Origin of the sequence: Sorangium sp. So ce204 (genome assembly GCF_051526795.1) — a bacterium.
Lineage (GTDB): Bacteria > Myxococcota_A > Polyangia > Polyangiales > Polyangiaceae > Sorangium > Sorangium cellulosum_B.
Map to the genome: position 1 here is coordinate 11174395 of NZ_CP150317.1, position 16848 is coordinate 11191242.

The window sequence follows — 16848 nt, forward strand, 5'->3', positions numbered from 1 at the left end:
CGCCGTCAGACCCAGCGCCGCGTCGACCGGGCGTAGGTCTCGTAGGCAGCGCCGAACCGGGCGCGCAGCCGCTGCTCCTCGAACGCGATGTACCAGCGGTCGACGATCGTGACGAAGACCGCCGCGAGCAGGAACGACGTCGCCGCGCCGCTCAACGCCGCCATGCCCGCGGCGGCGAGGCCCATCCCGAGGTACATCGGATTCCTGGACCACCGGAACAGCCCGCCGGTCACGAGCCGCGTGGGCTCGGCGAAGGTGTTGATCTCCGTCGCGGCCCGCGCGAACTGCGCCCGCGCCGCGACCGCCATGACGACGCCGATCGCCAGCGGCAAGGCGCCGAGCCAGCGAGTCGACGCCGGGAGCACCGGCGGGAACGGCAGGACGGCGTGAGTCAGCCACATGACCGCCACCACGAGGAGGAGCAGGACCGGCGGGAGCAGATTGCGCGAGGGTGCGTTCGAGGTGATCATGCCCCACCAGTCTAGCGACAGGGCAAGACGCGGAGACTCGCGTTCGGGAGAGACGATGAAGCGCCCAGAAAAGCCGCGCAAAGAGCCTCGCCAGGCGCGCTCGCGCTTCCTCGTGGAGACCATCGTCGAGGCCGCGGCTCGCGTTTTCGACGCGCACGGCTACGACGGGGCGAACACGAACCAGGTCGCCAAGGTCGCGGGGGTGAGCGTCGGGTCGGTGTACCAGTACTTCCCGAACAAGGACGCCCTCGTCACCGCGCTGCACGAGCGCCACGTGCGCCACATGCTGCGGCTCGTCGAGCAGGTGGACGCGGCGGCCGACGGCGTCTCGCTGCGCGGAGCGACGGAGGCGCTCGTCGAGAGGAGCCTCGAGCTCCACCGGTCGGAGCCGCGGCTGCAACGGCTCCTCCACGCCGATCTCCCGACGCTGGAGCAACAGCGCACGCTGAGCGCGGCCAGCCGGGCTGTCTTCGATCGCACCCGGCGGCTGCTGTCGCGCCACGGCTCGGAGATCGTCCAGCCGGATCTCAATCTCGCCACCTACGTTGTCCTGCGCATGTTCGAGGAGCTCGTCCACGCAGCGGCCCTCGATCCGCCCGCGGGCGTCGAGGACGGCGCGCTCCGGCGGGCGATCACCGACGCGCTCATGGGTTATCTCACCGCCGGCGCGACACCGGCGCGGGCGGCGAGCCCCGCGGACCGGCCGTAGGCGCGATGCCCCTTCTCCGCGGCGCGGACGCAGGAGCCACGCGGGACGCCAGCCTGTACAGCGACGATCCGTCCGGTCGACGGCGGGCCCGCGACAACTTGCCGCATATTCCGCGCACGGCGGCCGTGCCACAGGTCGTGCGCCGGGCGGCCAGCAAGAGGGCCCTGCGCGTTCCTTCGGAGGCAGGACGACCACCATGACCCAATCGCCGAGATCCACCTTGCTTGCGCTGGCGCTCGCCAGCTTCGCCGCCTTTGCTCCAGGCTGCGGCGACGACGAAGCTGTGACGCCGGCTGGGACCGGCGGCGGCGGCGAGTCTCCCGCCGGGACCGACGGCTCCGGCGGCGAGGAGCCCGCCGTGACCGGCTCTGGCGCGGGCGGCGGCGGCGAGCTTGTGGATGACGAGGACAGCGACCACGACAGGGACGGCTTCACCCCGCGCGAAGGCGACTGCGACGACTTCAACAACACCGTCCACCCCGACGCCGAGGAGCGGAATCTCGATGGCGTCGACTCCAACTGCGATCAGTCCGACGCGCCGGTCAAGACGCTCGTGTGGAACGGCGGCCCGGAGCCCGACCTGGTGGACGCGATCGACCTCATGGACGAGGACGGCGACGGCCAGATCTCGCTCGCCGAGTTCGCCGCGGCGTGCGCCAAGTCCGCGTCGCTGACGGGCCCCGCGCGCCCCGGCGTGGTCCAGATCAACTCGTCCTGCAGCCACTCGAACAGCTGCCGCGGCATGGTCTACCAGTCCTGGAACGAGCTTTACGAGCATACCTGCCGCGCCATGAACGGGTGTTCGGGCTGGAGCTGCGTGGAGACCGCCGAGGATCAGGATCGAGACGGCCCCGCGGCGTTCAAGGCGGCGACGTGCGACCACTGCCACTCCGGCTCGGCGGGCTCGTTCGGCGTGAAGGTGCGGCCCACCGAGGACATGGCCACTTACGTCGCCGAGTTCTGGGAGCGCCGCTCGGATCGGTACCTGCAATCCATCATCGCGTTCGGGATCGACGGCGTCCACCCGGAAGGCTATGCCTACTCGAACATGCCCGGCTCCTACCACCTGCTCTCGCTCGCCGAGATCGATCGGCTGATCGCCTACCTGCGCACCCTGACGCCCGAGGGCAAGAGCTTCGATCCGCTGGCGCCGGCCGACCCCATCGAGCCGAGCCCCTGAGCGACCGATGAGCGCGCCGCGAGGCCCGGCCGGCAGCCAGGCGCCCGTGGCGCGGGCGCTCCCGCGAGGCGCGCTCGGCCTCGGGCTGCGCCCGCCGCACTACGACGCGATCGAGCAGCTCCGGCCCCCGCTGGGGTTCTTCGAGATCATCGCGGAGAACTACCTCGGCGCGTCGCCGCTGCCCCGGGAGCGGCTCCGGCGCATCGCCGAGCGCTACCCGATCGTCGCCCACGGCGTCTCGCTGAACCTGCTCGGCGAAGCCCCCCTCGACCGGGCTCACCTGTCGCGGCTCAAGGATCTGATCCAGGAGCTCCGGATCCCCTATTTCACGGATCACCTCTGCTGGACGGCGTTCGAGGGCATGACGCACCACGACCTCCTGCCGGCACCGTACCATCCGGAGCTGATCCCGTACGCCGCCGGCCGGGCGTTCGAGGTCCAGGAGGCCCTCGGTGTGCCCTTCGGGATCGAGAACCTGTCTTCCTACGTCGCGTGGGAGCGCGACACGATGCCTGAGTGGGAGTTCTATCGCCGCGTGGTGGAGGAGTCCGGCTGCTGGTGCATGCTGGACATCAACAATGTCTTCGTCTCGAGCGAGAATCACGGGTTCGATCCGCGCGAGTACCTCGACGGCGTGCCCTGGCACCGGGTCTTGCAGGTCCACGTGGCCGGCCACCAGATCTTGCCCTCGGGCCTGCGGCACGACACGCACGATCGCCCGGTGTCCGACGAGGTATGGTCGCTCTACGAGGAGGCGTGGCGCCGGGGCGGCCCGTTCCCGACGCTCCTCGAGTGGGACGCGGAGATCCCGCCCTTGCACATCGCGCTCGCTGAGCTCGACAAGGCGCGGCAGGTGCGATCGTCATGAGCTCGAGAGGTGGAGATCCCCCGGCCTGGCTGCGGGAGCTCCAGCGCGACTTCACCGCGGTGCTCCGCGCGCCGCTCGACGCGAGCGCAGGCCGGTTCCGGGAGCTTTCGGAGCGATACCCTGCGGGTCTCGTGGCGCAGGTGAAGGTCGGCCCCGCGGGCCTCGCGCCGGCGGAGCGGCTCGCGGTCTATCACCGCCAGTACTGGATGCGGCTGTTCACCGCGCTGCAAACGAGCTTCCCCCGCGTGTCGCGGGCGATGAGCTATTGGCATTTCAACCACCTGGCCGCGCTGCACCTCGCCGCGTGCCCGCCCCGGCACGCGGACCTCGACGCGGCGTCCAGCGGGTTCGCCGAGCGGCTCCGCGGCGCGCTGCGCGGCCCTGACGGCGCGCGCCGCGGCCGCCATCCGGTGCGCCCGGCGCGCGGGCACGAGGACGCGTGGCGCCGGCGGATCGAGCTCTCCGGGGCGCCGCTCGCGATGGTCCGCCAGGCGCTGCGCATGGACGAGGCGGAGCGGCTCGCCTGCGAGTCGCCGTTCGAGGGCCTCTGGCGGCCGAAGCCGGAGGAGCTCGCCGGGCTCGCCGAGGCGCGGCTGCGCTTCGCGGTGTCCTTGACGCTGACCCACGAGGACTGGGACCTCGCGCGCTTCTCGCGGCGCGCGGGGGGCGACCTGGGCGATCTGGAAGAGCGCCCCCTAAACGCGAGGCGTCGCCACGCGTCCACCCGCGCGTGGGTCTTCGCCCGGAGCGCCGCCGGCACGACGACGACCTCGGTGGATCCGCTGTTCGCCCGCTTGCTCGAGCGCTGCCGGGCGCTGCCGTTCGGGCAGGCCCTTGCCGCCGTCGAGCAGGGCTGCACGGCGGCGGAAGCAGCGCAGCTGCAGGTCAATCTGCAGGGCTGGATCGCGCTCGCCCTCTCGAACGGCTGGTGGACGGGCCTCGCCGGCGCCGGGACCGCTGGCCGCGGTCCGTCTTCTTCAGCTCGCCCTTGAACCGCCACTCCACCGCCGTCTTCACGCCCAGCGTGATCACCGACACGCCGGCGACCACCCGGCGGGCCGTGCCTCGTCGATCTACAGCGGTCTCCGCTGCGACGTGCAGAGCAGAGCGACGGTCACCCGCACAGGAGACGGGCCCAGATCGGCGTTTTCGGCGCGCAAGCGCACTCCGGTGCGCTGAGCACCGAAAACGTCGAGGTGGGCCCGTATCCGAAGCGGGTGACCGTCGCTCTAGGCGGCCGCGCTCCGGCGGCCGGCGCCGCTTCCCCCTTCGTTGAGCTTCGCTTCGTGCTTTGCGACCCACTTGCGGAGCCGCTGCGACAGAGGTGAGCGTCCGTTTTCGTAGTTGGCGACCGAGCTGCGCGCGAGGCCGAGCTTTTCGCCGAGCTCGGCCTGCGAGAGCCCGAGCTTCTCGCGAAGCACCTTCAGCGTCGTCGAGCCCGCCGCCGCTTGCGCGCGCGCCTGTGCGCTCGGAGGGGTCGGCGGCACGGCCTCGACCGCGCGCCCGGCCCGCTGGGTGCGCTCGACCGCCGCCGGCTGGGACTCGGCGCGGGCGCCTTCCGGAGCGGTGCGCCGCGCGACGGGCGCTCGGACGCTGTTCGTGCTCCCCGCGAGCTTCTCGCCGCAAAACGGGCAGAAATCGAACGCGAGGACCTTGCCCGCGTCGGTGCGGAGCTCGATTCCCTGGATCGACGCGGGGATCCCCTGCGCGCGGCGCTCTTCGCTCGCCCACCCGTACACGAGCGTGAGCCCGCGCTCCTCTTGATTCACCGGTAGCCCGGTCTGACTCATCCGAAGGCAGACCGTCCTGCCGTCGCGCGTGCACTGTCGTCCGATCATGGGCATCGTCATCTCCTCTTTTCCGTGCGGGCGCAGGCGTACCCGGTCGAACTTTTGCGCAGTACTGCTCACCTGTCAAGGTGGACACACGCCAGGTCGAACTTTTGCGCGATACTGTTCATTTGTCAAGGCAGAACGACGGGGAGCCTGGGCGAGGAAGAGGCGATGATGTTAGGGATCGTCGACGAGCTCGTCCTCGTAGTTTTTCACTTGTTCACGCGTTCACTTTTCAGCTCCAGCGTGGAACCCGCGCGTGGAGTGTCCACGTGCCCTCGCGTTCCTGGGGGAGCTTGCAGCCGATGAGCCCCGTCAACGTTTACCACTGCCAGCGATGCATCGCGCCGCTGGAGGTCCCGCCGGGCAGCCGCACGATCGTGTGCCGTTACTGCGGAACACACAACGAGCTGCAGCGCCCAGAGCTGCAGCGCGCAGTCCCGCCCGGCCCGCCCGGCCCGCCCGTCGCCGCGCCTCGCCCCGCTGCGGCGCCGAAACGCACGTCCGCGGCGATCCTCCTCGGGATCGCCATCGCGATCGCCATGCTCGTGAGCATCGCCGTGCTCGCCCCGCGGGGCGCGCGGGTCCCCCGAGCGTTCCGCGGCCCGCTCGAGCTGGAGTGGGCGAACGAGCGGAAATTCGTCGTCAAGTCCGACGAAGCGCTCCACGGCGACGTCGCCATCTTCGAGGGCACTTACCAGATCACCTTCCACGGCTTCCCAGCAGGCACCAGATGGAAGGTCGCGGAGAAGAGCGGGCGTATCGAGAGCGACATCTATGACATCATCAAGCTCGACAATGTCGAGGGCCAGCTCGGGAGAGTTCCAATCGCCAGGTACCGCGAAACCCTGCTAGGGCCCAAGGCGAAGCTCGAGATCGAGCTCCCCTCCGGACAGACAGCTTCCATCGAGCTGCGCCAGGCCGACGCCGCCATGTCCGTCCTGTCGGTGCTCGATCGCGTCAAGAATGGTCCGGTCCTCTTCGAAGGCGAGCCGAAGCAGGAGAACGATCGGAGCAGCGTGCTCCTCCTCGAGACGGCTTCCATGAAGCTCTTCGGCCAGGCGGTCCTGCTGCAAGACGTCGATCTCGTTGCCATGACGCGCCGGCTCCCGGAGATCAAGGGCCGAAAGACGTGCACCGGGTACAAGGACCGCGCGGGCGAGCCGCTCGCCGACCTGACGATCCGGTTCAAGGAGACCGAGGCCACCGTGCTCGATCGGCGGACCGGGGCCGTCGTGCAGAAGAAGGTCTTTCCGCCGGATGAAGACTGCCCGATGTTCAGGTTGTCGATCGACGGCGATCGCGAGCGGGAGCAGGACAGCTACCCGCCGACGCGGGACATCGAGTCATGGCTGAGCTCTCTGGTGCAGCGTTGACGGACCGAGACGACGGGCCATGTACCGCGCCGGCGACGCGCCGAGCGCCTTGCGGAACATGGTGACGAAGCTGCTCGCGCTCTCGTAGCCGAGGTCGCTCGCGACGCTCTGCACGCTCGCTCCGCGCGAGAGCCGCTGGAGGGCCAGGACGATGTGGAGCTGCTGGCGCCAGCGACCGAAGCTGAGGCCGGTCTCCCGGACGAGCAGCCGGTTGAGGGTCCGCTCGCCGACGCCGATCCGGCGGGCCCACGTGCCCATCGTCGCGCCGTCGGCGGGGTTCTCCGCCATCGCATCGACCAGCTTTCGGAGGCGCGGGTCGGCCGGCATCGGCAGGCGATGTTTCTCGATCGTCGCCGCCGCCAGCTCGTCGAACAGGACGGCCACGAGCCGCGCATCCGGCCCGTCGAGGTCGTACAGCGCGGGGCGCGCCGCGAGGCGGACGAGCAGCTCGCGAAAGAGCGGCGTGACCGAGACGGCGCAGCACTCGGCCGGCAGATTGGGAGCCACGTCCGGCTCCATGAAGACGCCGTAGCCCTCGAGCGGCGCGCGCCCTCGTATCTTGTGCAGCACGCCGGCGGGGATCCACAGCGCCGAGCGCGGCGGGACGATCCACAGCGCGTTCGACGCCTCGCACGTGACCTCGCCGCGCTCGAGGAAGAACAGCTGTGACTCGCGATGGCTGTGGAACTCGCTCTCCAGCCCGCCGGTGACCATGCTCAGGCCGACGGCGCTGGCGGGCCGCGCGAGCGTGCTTCGCCACTCGCCACGATCCTCGCGCGCGAAGCGACGCGAGAGCGACTCCATCGCCTCGGCCGCCGATGCGCGCGGCTCGTTCGCGACCTGGACGTCGCCATGAAAGGTCCACCCGGGGGAGCCGATCGACGGCGACGCGGGCGGGGCCGGCGAGCCTTTCGTGGTGGAGCCGGCGGAGGACAAGGCCAATCCCGATGCCGGCGATGCCGCGGATGACACGGGCGACGCGGGACGCTTCCTTCGCTTCGAACCCATGGCCGGATTGCAAAACAAAATGTCCTCATCTCGGAATGCGGTCAAGCTCGCCGGCTGCGATGGTTCCTCTGCGCGCTCCGGCGGCCGTGCCGGAGCCCGCGAGACCGCTCTTCGGCGGACACGAACGCGGAGGCTCTTCGATGCGGAAGTGGATGACCGCGCAGCAGATCGAGGCGATCGTCGGCGCCCCGATCCCGGCCGTGCGCATGAAGCAGATCGGCGCCCTGGACGAGGGATGTCGGCGCGTCCTCGCCAGTGCTCCTGTCGCCGGCTTCGGTTTTCGTGACGAACAGGGAGGCTGGCGCAGCACCTTCGTCGGAGGCGCCCGCGGCTTCGCGCACGTGGAATCGCCGAAGCGCGTTCGTTTCGAGCTACCGGCGAGGCACCCGACGCCGGAGTCCGGCAGCGGCGCCTCGTTCGTCTTCCTCGTGCCGGGGATCGGCGAGACCCTTCGGCTCAACGGCTCTGTCGCCGAGCGACGCGGCGGCCGGATCGTCGTCACCGTCGAGGAGGCCTTCGTTCACTGCGCGAGGAGCATCCTCCGATCCCGCCTCTGGGAGGGGCCGCGCGCTCGCGCCGCCGGCACCGTCGAGCCGCCGTCGCCGCCTGATGGCGCGCGCCACGAGAGGGAAGGCGGACCCCTCGGCGATCCGAGCGTCGCTCGCTTCCTCGCGTCGAGCCCCTTCGCCGTCCTCTCGTCGTGGGACGCCGCGGGCTCGGGCGATACGAGCCCGCGAGGCGATTTCCCGGGCTTCTTGCGGATCCTCGACGACGAGACGCTCGTCATCCCCGATCGCCGGGGAAACCGGCGGACCGATACGTTCCACAACGTCGTGACGTGCGACAAGGTCTCCCTCGCAGCCGTGGTTCCAGGGCGCGACGACGTCCTCCACGTCGGCGGCACGGCGTACGTCACCGACGAGCCGGCGCTCCTGTCGACCATGGCGCTCGCGGGAAAGCCACCGCAGGCAGCGCTCGTCATCCGCGTGGCGCGCGCGGAGCTCCTGGCGAACGAGGCCCTGCAGCGATCGAAGATCTGGCAACGCTCCGCCGACGTCGACGCGGGCGCCGTCCCCGATCTGATGGCGCTGGCGACTCAGCACCTCGCGCTCAACGAGGACGGCGGCGCGAAGGCGGCGATGATTCGCCTCCTCGGCAGCGGCGCCGGCGCGTTCCCGAGGCTCATGCGATGGCTCATCGATCTCGGCTACCGCAAGGGGCTGACGGACGAGGGCTACGACCGCGGCGCGGCGAGGGCGGACGGCCCGGAGAGCCAGCGCGAAGATCGCCTGCGATGACGCTCGGCTCGGACAGCGAAGCGATCCAGTTCAATCCACGCGAACCACGGCGACCTGCGCGATCTTGCCGGGGGGCTCGACGTCGACCGTGACGAAATGGCGCCCGATGCCGTCGAGCCGCTCGGGGATCGCGCCGCCGCCGCCCGAGATGTACGCGGGGATCCCCGCGTTCTCGAACGCATAGAACGAGTGGATGTGGCCGTAGAACGTGAGATCCACGCGCCCGCCCGCGAGCATCGTGAGGAGCTTGTTGGCCTCGGCGCGGCTCGCGAAGGCGCCGTTGCGGGAGCCCACCGGGTCGAGGGGCGCGAGGTGCATCGTGACCACGTGCAGGAGATCCTGCCCCTCGGTGAGCCAGCCGTCGAGCCACCCGTAGGCGAGCGGATCGATCGTCGCGCTCGCCGAGTCGAGCATCGTGAACTGCACACCTCGGAACGCGAAGCGGTAATTCCCGCGGCCAAACCACTCGTGGTAGAGGTCGTCCCGCGTGCCGAGCTCGTGGTTGCCGAGCGTCGCGTAGCAGGGAAAACGGAGCGTCTTCATCTCGCGCTGGAATCGCTCGAGCTGCTCGGGCGAGCCCCGCGACGTGAGATCGCCGCTGATGAGCGCGAAGCGGACGCCCTCCGCCTCGTTCATCTTCGCGTAGATGTCCTGAACGCGGTCGATGTCCTCCTGGACGTCGGCGAAGACGGCGAACCTCCACGGCTCGCGCCGCGCCTCGTCCGGCGGGCGCAGCGAGAGGGCCGCCTCGGCGCCGGGCGGCAGGGAGAGGCGGAAGGTGCGCTGGGTCGGAAACGGCGCCTCGACGAGCTCCACGGGCACCCGCTTGTCCCCGACGCGCGCCGAGAGCTCGGCGTCCGCGAGCATGTTCTCGATCGTGATCTTCCACGGCCCGCCCGCCTCGTCGGTGAGGCGGATCGAGAGCGCGGGCGCGCTCGCCCAGAGCGCGAGCTCGCCCGAGTCGAGGCGGCGGACCGCCGCGAGCCCCTCGTCCACGGTGACGCGCGCCTCTCCCCGTGAGGCCATTCCCACCTCCAGGTCGCGGCGCGCGCGGCCCTCGGCCACGTCCAGGCAGGAGAGGGCGAGCGGCGCGGTGAGGGCGATGAGCGCGAGGAGGGCGTCTCTCAGGATCATGGCGAGTCTCCAGGGCGGAAGAGCAGCGCGAGGCGCCCGACGTACGCGGAGCCCGCCTTCACGTCGGCGAGCAGGCCCCAGCGGGGCGAGGCATGGATCCGGCCCTCCAGGCCGAAATGGCCCGGGACGCCGCTGCCAAGGCCGGGGAGCTTCGCGCCGCCGACATACCCGTCGTGCCGGTGGTCGTAAACCACCTTGGCCTCGCCGCGCGGATACCCCGCGTGCCCGAGGTACGCGCCGAAGGCGAAGCGGGGAATCAAGAGCTCGTTCCCCTCGAGCGGGCGGCGGCCGTGGCGGTAGCCCTCGACCGCGATCCCCCAGCCCATCTCCGCGAACGAGCCCCGCAGCGTGCGCCCGAGGTGGGCGAGATCGAGCCGGCCCTCGAGGCTGACCTCGCCGGTGGTGATCGAGAAGTCGTCGGAGGTGTAGCGGTGATGGGTGAGCGCGCCCTCGATCTCGAGGAACGAGCCGTCCGCCGCGCGCGGGCCGTCCGGCGTGCCGGGGCCGATGAAGCGATGCGCGGCCTCGACGCGGAGGCGCGCATTGTCGTCGTTCAAGGCAAACCAGCCGGAGCCCGAGAGGCGGAGGGAGCTCAGGCGCAGATCCATGCCTGGCACGAGGAACGTGCGGTACGCGAACGTGGGGTCGTGGACGTAGGCGAACCCGAGCTGCGTCTCGACCCAGGGCAGCGACGAAGGAGGGCTGCCGGTGCCGCCCTCCGGGGCGAGCACGCCATAGAGGTCCGCCAGAAGGGAGATCCCGAACAGGCCCACACCCGTCACGGTGGTGAGCACGATCGGCGCGATGACGCGCCGCGAGGCCCCTGAGGCCGCCGCGCCCGCGAGCCCGCCCACGGCGAGGCCGGCGCCCGCGCCCTCGAGGGCCAGGAGGGTCCAGCCCGTGCCCGGCTCACCCAGGATCAGGTGCCCGGTGCCGTGCGCGATGACCCCTGGGAACACCGCGCCGGCCGCGGCGACGGCGCGGCGCCCGGCGGAGACATCCTTCGTCGGCGGCGCCGCGGTCGCTGGCCCCCCGCCTGGCGCGGCGGTGGCCGGGGAGATTGGCGCGCCATCACCCGCCTCGACCTCGGCCGGCGCGACAACGAGGAGGAGCGCCAGGGTGAGGACGTAGCCTGTTGTGCGCGGGGGCCTCAGCATCGATCTCTGCGTGGCGGGCGCCTAACGTGGCACGGCCGTGCCGGCTTTGCACGCGTCGAGAGCCTCCGACCCCCGCCCGCCCTCGACCATCGGTCCTGATGAGCGTGAAGCTGTAGCCGGCGCCGCGGGTCGGATAGTGTTGTCCGGCAACCAAGGAGAAGCCGCGAAGATGATCCGATCCTCACGCGCCGCGACGGCGGCCATGACAAGCCTGTTCCTGCTCCCGCTCGGAGCGTGCGTCGCGGCGTCGGGGGCCCAGCCTCCCGCCGCGGCCACCGCCCCGTCACCCAGCCCGGAGCCCGCGGCCCCTGCGACGAGCCCCGCTCCGGCCGCGACCGCGCCGGCGGCGGCCGCCACCGCGCCGGCGACAGCCACGCCCGGCCCGGCGGCCCCCGCGGCGGTGGATCTCGATGCGCTCTACAGCGAGGCGATCTTCAAGTCCGCCGTCGTCACGCCCGCTGCCGCGCGCAAGCTCGTGCCGCTCAAGCCCGACGCGAACGGCACCTACACCGTGACCACCTGGGCCGGCTGCCGGGGCGACGGCGGACCGAACAAGTGCGGCGCCTACGTGGCGCAGCAGCCCGTGAACGTGAAGTGGGACGTGTGGGTCACGAGCAACGGCGAGCTCCAGAACAAGTGCAAGACGTGGACAGGCGATGTGGTGCTCCAGATCCACCAGGTCCTCGGCCTGTCAGCCCCGCAGCCGCCGCTCCCCGCGGACACGACGGAGCGGCAGTTCGTCACCTTCTCGGGGGTGCCTGCCGCGAGCATCTTCCGCCCCTGCACGGACGCCCGCGTCGACACCGACTCCTGCGACGGGACGAAGCTGCCTGAAAAGCAGCCTTCACTGGCGCCGGCCGATTACTACAGGTGGTTCACGAACCATGCGATGTCGTCGTGGCAAGTGCCGGCGAAGGGCCAGACGCCCACGGGCTTTCCGTGGACCAGGCTCGGATATTCGTACAACTGGGCGCCGGGCGCGGACATCTACGGGGCGTCCGAGTACGTCATCTCCGGCGGCGCGAAGGCGGTGAAGCTCACCGTCGCCGCCGTCCAGACGGCCAAAGATTACTGCAAGCCCTGAGCAGCGGGCTATGCCTGCGGCCCGGGGGCGTCCTTGCCTGTCTTGTCGGGCACGAGATAGATGCCCGGCAGGCTTATCAGGGTCATGGCGAATTTGGTCGCCAGGTTGATGGCGAAGATCTGCCGGATCACGTCGAACGGCAGCACAAAGGCAAAGGCACCGAAGCAAAACAGCAGGTTGTCGACCGGGACGCTGACCGCGTTGCTCGCGAGGACCGCGAGCCACTGGCGCCTGGGGCCCGCTTTTCTCAGATAGGCCTCGCGGACCCGATGGAAGACCTCGGTGTCCAGCAGCTCGCTCACGACCTCCGCGACGATGCTCGCGAACACGATTCGCCACACCGGGCTCAGGATCGCCGAGAACTGTTCGCCGAGCCCCCAGGACGGGTCGGACGGCACTTGCGCGGCCCAGAGGAGATAGAGGGCCATCAGGAGATTGGCCCCGCCGGCGCAAAAGATCAGCGTCTGGGCGCCGCGCTTGCCGATGGTCTTGTGGACCATGTCCCGCAAGGTGAAGGTGAGGGGATAGATGAAGGTCCCCATATCCACGGCCAGCGAGAAGACGACGCCGATCTTGAGGCTTGCGATCTGACTGATGAGCTGCGCCGCGATATAGAACGAGATGACGATGATGGCCGCCGGCCTGATGGCGCTCGTCAGATCTTGGCTCGCGCTCCTGGACGACAATTCGGACATGAGAATCGCCTCGTTTCAAGGCAGGTTCGGGGGCCGCCGCAGTCTTGAGCCCGGGTGGATCGATCGCACGGCGCCGCGAGCCTAGATGGCCGCCGGCGGCGAGGACAAAGAATCAACGACGACCCCGGCGAGGCTCGCTGCGTGGCGCACCCGTTTCCGTGCTCGCGCGGCCACGGTCGGCAGGCGCGGGGGCCAGCAGGATCGACCTTGCGGACGCCACGAACTCCTGCGCGTTCGTCGTCGATCCTGGTATGCTCGCGAGCGTGGCCGATCTGGCGATCGACATCTTCATCTCCTATGCGCATGAGGACGAGGCGCTGAGGTGTCGCCTCGATAGCCATCTGGGCCCGCTCGTCCGGCAGGGGCTCATCCGTCCCTGGCACAGAGGGCTGCTCGGGGCCAACGAGGAACGGAGCGCGACGGCCGCCACCCGGCTCGCGCAGGCCCGTATCATCTTGCTGCTGGTAAGCGCCGATTTCCTGGCGGACGACGAATGCGGCGCCGACGTCGAGCAGGCGCGTCGGCGGCTGCTGACCGGCGGCGGCGCGCGGGTGATTCCGATCATCTTGCGCCCGTGCGACTGGAGCGCTGCGGCGCTCGCGTTCCTGACGCCCCTCCCCGCGGGCGGCGAGCCGCTGGCAAGCTCCCCTGACCCCGAGATCGCCTGGGCCGACGTCGCGGCGCGCATCGAGCAAGCCGTCGTCGTGACGCGCCTCACGCGGCCGAGCGTCACCCCGGGACAGCCGCGCCGGGCGAGCGCCGCAGGACAGGTTCGAGTCAGCGGTGTTGTCCTGCGCAGCATCGATCGGACGCTCATCGACGAGCGCGGCAGGAGCGCACGCGACCAGGTCGTGGCGCAGATGCCCGAACACTGCCGCGACGACCTCCGCCATGAGTCGATCGATCTGCTCGCGAGATACGATCTCGAGACCCTCACGACCTACATGGATCTCGCCACGTCGCTGGTCCTGCGGGATCCCGAGCGCTGGCGTGACTTCGGTCGACTGGCGGTCAGCGGCGACCTGCACCAGCTCGTGCGCTCGGTTTACGCGGTGCCGACGGTGGACGTCGTGCCCGTCCTGCACCGTACGACCCGCATCCTGTCGTGCCTCTTCACGTCCGGATCTTGGCGTGTCGACACCGGATTTACCAGGAAGGTGGTGCTGACCATCGGCGCTCTCGGCCCCCCTTCGGTGCTGCTTCGTTGGTGGATTGTTGGGGTCATGGAGGAGATCGTGCGACGCGCCATGTCGAACGACGTCAAGTGGGCTATTGCGCACGGCGAGTCGAGAGGCACCCCCGAGCTTACCTGTGAAATCAGCTGGTGAGGGGAGGAGGGACTCAAGGATGAATGCTTGTCGCAACGCGCGCGTCGTTTCGCGAGGCTGTCGCCGGATCGTCGCCGTTCGGTGAGCACACGGCCCGGCTCGACCTCCGGGTGCCTCGTGCGGCCGACGAGAGGCAGGCGACCCTCTGGTGGTGGGGGAGCTCCCCCACGTCGCCGGAATGATGAAACCGCCAAGCCGCCACGAGACGCCAGGATCTTCGTGTTTTTCTTGGCGTCCTCGGCGCGCTGGGCGGCACGTCGCCGAGGATCCGCGGCCCTCTGCGCTCGACCTCGACGTCGGACGTTGCCGGCCCGCTCTCCTCTCCCCTACCCCAGCAGCGACGCCGCCACCCTCGGCGCCTCCCGCGCGGAGCACCCCATCCAGCCCGAGAGCCGCTCCGCCGGCTCGCCGCTCGCGAGCGCCCGGAGCACCCGCTCCGCCACGTCCGCGCGGAGCGCCCGCGTCCCGAACACCGGGTAGCCGATCGCCGCGTACGCCTTCGGATCCACGCCCCGCGCGACCGCCATCGACACCGCGCCGGGCGCCGGGCACGCGGGCACCTGGCCGCTGTCGAACCAGGCGGCGCACAGCGCGAGGCGGCGCTCGAGCGCGCCGCGCCGGAGCAGCGGCTGCACGTAGAGCACGCGCTCGCCCACCTCGATGCCGTGCGCCGCGAGCAGCGCCCTGCCCTCCGGCGCGAGCTCCGCGACCTGCTCCTCCGCGTCGCGCGCCGCCGCCGTCCCGAGCCCCTGCTCCAGCTGGTAGACGATCCCGCGCGCCGCGGCCGGGAGCGCGCGGACCTCGGGCGAGCGCAGCGGCGCGAGCAGCGCCTCGACGAGATCGCGCGCGAACGCCACGAGCCGCCGGAGCACGCGCGACCGCGCCCCCGCGCCGAGATCCTCGAGCGCGGCGAGCCGCACGTCGGGCAGGAGCAGCGTCGGGCCGCGCGCGAGCTGGCCGAGCAGCCGCTCGCCGTCGAAGATCCGCCCGCCCACGTCGACCGAGAACCGCTCGTGCGGCGCCCCCACGAGCTCCTCGACCCAGCGCGCCCGGTCGTCCTCGGGCGCGGGCGCCGCGGGCCCCGGCGCGAGCCGGGCCCGGAGCGCCGCGATCCGCGCGAACGGGTGCCCCTCCGGCACCACCGGCGGCTCGGCCTCGTCCCGGCGCGCGCCCGGCGACGACCGCGCGCTCGACGCCGCCCGCGCGCCCGACGCCGCCCGCAAGCGGCGCCCCGCCCCGCCGCCCCGCTCGACGAAGCGCTGCACAAGCCGCTCATGGAGCGCGTCGCTCAGGCGATCCTCGATCGCCCGCGTGCGCTCCTGCCACGCCGCCGCGTCGCGGACCCAGCGCGCGTGGTTCGAGATGTACGTCCACGTCCTGATCGACGCGATCCGCGTGATCAGCGTGTCGATGTCGCCGCCCACCTCGTCGATCTCGGCCACCCGGGCGGCCATCCAGCCGGCGTCGAGCGCCTCGCTCGGGCCCGAGAGCTGCCCGTAGATCTCGGCGAGGAGCGCGACGTGCGACTCGAACAGGAGCTTGCGGAAGTCGGGGATGCGGCAGACCTCCCAGAGGAGCCCCACCGCCTCTTCACCCCGCGCGCGCGCTCGCACCTCCGGGTCCTCGGCGAGCCTCGCCAGCGCGGCCGTGTCCTCCGCGTCGTCGACGAGCCGGAGCGAGCGGGCGCGCGGCCGCGCCCTGAGCGACGCGAGGAGCGCGTCGATCGAGCTCATGTCGAGCGCGCTGCTCCGCCAGAGCAGCCGCCGCACCGGGGGGAACCGGTGCGCCTCGATCGCGGCGGCCACGCCGTCGGGGAGCGAGAGCGGCGCGACGGTGCCGAAGGTCCCGTCCGCGAGGTGCCGGCCCGCGCGGCCGGCGATCTGCGCGAGCTCGGCGGGGTCGAGGTCGCGCACGGCGCGCCCGTCGAACTTGCGGAGCGCCGCGAACGCGACGTGGCGCACGTCGAGGTTGAGCCCCATGCCGATCGCGTCGGTGGCGACGAGGTAGTCGACCTCGCCCGACTGGAAGAGGGCGACCTGCGCGTTGCGCGTGCGCGGCGAGAGCGCGCCGAGCACCACGGCCGCGCCGCCCCGCTGCGCGCGCAGCCGCTCGGCGATCTCGTAGACCTGCGGGGTCGAGAACGCGACGACGGCGCTGCGCGGCGGCAGGCGCGAGAGCTTGCCGGCGCCGGCGCTCGCGAGCCGCGAGAGGCGCGGGTGCTGGACGATGCTTGCGGTCGGCACGAGCTCGGCAACGAGCGGCCGCATCGTGTCGGCGCCGAGGAACCATGTCTCGCGCCGGCCGCGCGAGAGGAGCAGGCGCTCGGTGAACACGTGGCCGCGCTGGTCGTGCGCGGCGAGCTGGATCTCGTCGATGGCCAGGAAGTCGACCTCCAGATCGACGGGCATCGCCTCGACGGTGCACACCCAGTAGTCCGGCCGCCTGGGGACGCGCTTCTCCTCGCCGGTCACGAGCGCGACGCGGGCCTCGCCGACCTGGGTGCTCACCCGGTCGTAGACCTCGCGCGCGAGCAGCCGCAGCGGCAGGCCGATCATGCCCGAGTCGTGCGAGAGCATGCGCTCGATGGCGCGGTGGGTCTTGCCGGTGTTGGTCGGGCCCAGGACGGCGGTGATGGGGGAAGCGTCGACCATGGCGCACGCAGCTTAGTACCGGACGCCGCGGTTACGCCCCTGCGCGACGCGCCGAGGG

15 protein-coding genes are annotated in these 16848 nt (G+C 71.3%); 8 read left to right on the forward strand and 7 right to left on the reverse strand.

Going from position 1 to position 16848, the window contains the following annotated elements; all coding sequences use genetic code 11:
• Positions 1 to 5 precede the first annotated feature (5 nt).
• Positions 6 to 470 (reverse strand): methyltransferase family protein, encoded by a 465-nt coding sequence (locus WMF22_RS42130; RefSeq protein ID WP_437295568.1) that lies wholly within the window; start codon positions 468 to 470, stop codon positions 6 to 8.
• A 55-nt stretch (positions 471 to 525) separates the two neighbouring features.
• Here WMF22_RS42130 and WMF22_RS42135 point away from each other — a divergent pair, with 55 nt between their 5' ends.
• From WMF22_RS42135 to WMF22_RS42150, 4 genes are all read left to right on the forward strand, one after another.
• The gene (locus WMF22_RS42135; protein WP_437295569.1) at positions 526 to 1179 is read left to right on the forward strand and encodes a TetR/AcrR family transcriptional regulator; all 654 of its coding nucleotides are present in this window, start codon (positions 526 to 528) and stop codon (positions 1177 to 1179) included.
• Between the two features lie 196 nt (positions 1180 to 1375).
• The gene (locus tag WMF22_RS42140) at positions 1376 to 2359 is read left to right on the forward strand and encodes a MopE-related protein (RefSeq protein ID WP_438033393.1); all 984 of its coding nucleotides are present in this window, start codon (positions 1376 to 1378) and stop codon (positions 2357 to 2359) included.
• Between the two features lie 7 nt (positions 2360 to 2366).
• Positions 2367 to 3227, forward strand: a complete 861-nt coding sequence (locus WMF22_RS42145) for a DUF692 domain-containing protein (protein ID WP_438033394.1) — start codon at positions 2367 to 2369, stop codon at positions 3225 to 3227.
• Complete coding sequence (locus tag WMF22_RS42150) at positions 3224 to 4219, forward strand: HvfC/BufC N-terminal domain-containing protein (protein WP_438033395.1); 996 nt, start codon at positions 3224 to 3226, stop codon at positions 4217 to 4219. Before WMF22_RS42145 ends, WMF22_RS42150 begins: the two co-directional genes overlap by 4 nt.
• Before the next feature lie 237 nt (positions 4220 to 4456).
• On the opposite strand, the gene WMF22_RS42155 is transcribed toward WMF22_RS42150, so the two are convergent.
• Positions 4457 to 5065, reverse strand: coding sequence for a helix-turn-helix domain-containing protein (locus WMF22_RS42155; RefSeq protein ID WP_438033396.1), 609 nt, complete (start codon positions 5063 to 5065; stop codon positions 4457 to 4459).
• 299 nt (positions 5066 to 5364) lie between these two features.
• Here WMF22_RS42155 and WMF22_RS42160 point away from each other — a divergent pair, with 299 nt between their 5' ends.
• Positions 5365 to 6435 (forward strand): hypothetical protein, encoded by a 1071-nt coding sequence (locus WMF22_RS42160; RefSeq protein WP_438033397.1) that lies wholly within the window; start codon positions 5365 to 5367, stop codon positions 6433 to 6435.
• Here WMF22_RS42160 and WMF22_RS42165 read toward each other — a convergent pair.
• Complete coding sequence (locus WMF22_RS42165) at positions 6406 to 7239, reverse strand: AraC family transcriptional regulator (protein ID WP_438037322.1); 834 nt, start codon at positions 7237 to 7239, stop codon at positions 6406 to 6408. The genes WMF22_RS42160 and WMF22_RS42165 overlap by 30 nt on opposite strands.
• 344 nt (positions 7240 to 7583) lie before the next feature.
• Here WMF22_RS42165 and WMF22_RS42170 point away from each other — a divergent pair, with 344 nt between their 5' ends.
• Complete coding sequence (locus WMF22_RS42170) at positions 7584 to 8741, forward strand: pyridoxamine 5'-phosphate oxidase family protein (protein ID WP_438033398.1); 1158 nt, start codon at positions 7584 to 7586, stop codon at positions 8739 to 8741.
• Positions 8742 to 8771: 30 nt separating this feature from the next.
• Here the strand turns inward: WMF22_RS42170 and WMF22_RS42175 are convergent, their stop codons facing one another.
• Both WMF22_RS42175 and WMF22_RS42180 read right to left on the reverse strand, forming a co-directional pair.
• Entirely contained in the window at positions 8772 to 9875 is a 1104-nt protein-coding gene (locus WMF22_RS42175; RefSeq protein WP_438033399.1) for a metallophosphoesterase family protein, read from the reverse strand.
• On the reverse strand, positions 9872 to 11032 hold the full coding sequence (locus WMF22_RS42180) for a hypothetical protein (RefSeq protein ID WP_437295577.1): 1161 nt from the start codon (positions 11030 to 11032) through the stop codon (positions 9872 to 9874). The genes WMF22_RS42175 and WMF22_RS42180 overlap by 4 nt, the downstream gene beginning before the upstream one ends.
• 169 nt (positions 11033 to 11201) lie before the next feature.
• On the opposite strand from WMF22_RS42180, the gene WMF22_RS42185 reads away from it, so the two are divergent.
• Positions 11202 to 12116, forward strand: coding sequence for a hypothetical protein (locus WMF22_RS42185; protein WP_438033400.1), 915 nt, complete (start codon positions 11202 to 11204; stop codon positions 12114 to 12116).
• Positions 12117 to 12124: 8 nt separating this feature from the next.
• Here the strand turns inward: WMF22_RS42185 and WMF22_RS42190 are convergent, their stop codons facing one another.
• Positions 12125 to 12811, reverse strand: coding sequence for a queuosine precursor transporter (locus tag WMF22_RS42190; RefSeq protein WP_438033401.1), 687 nt, complete (start codon positions 12809 to 12811; stop codon positions 12125 to 12127).
• Between the two features lie 251 nt (positions 12812 to 13062).
• On the opposite strand from WMF22_RS42190, the gene WMF22_RS42195 reads away from it, so the two are divergent.
• Entirely contained in the window at positions 13063 to 14139 is a 1077-nt protein-coding gene (locus tag WMF22_RS42195; protein ID WP_438033402.1) for a toll/interleukin-1 receptor domain-containing protein, read from the forward strand.
• Positions 14140 to 14465: 326 nt separating this feature from the next.
• Here the strand turns inward: WMF22_RS42195 and WMF22_RS42200 are convergent, their stop codons facing one another.
• The gene (locus tag WMF22_RS42200; protein ID WP_438033403.1) at positions 14466 to 16790 is read right to left on the reverse strand and encodes a helicase-related protein; all 2325 of its coding nucleotides are present in this window, start codon (positions 16788 to 16790) and stop codon (positions 14466 to 14468) included.
• Between the last annotated feature and the right edge of the window lie 58 nt (positions 16791 to 16848).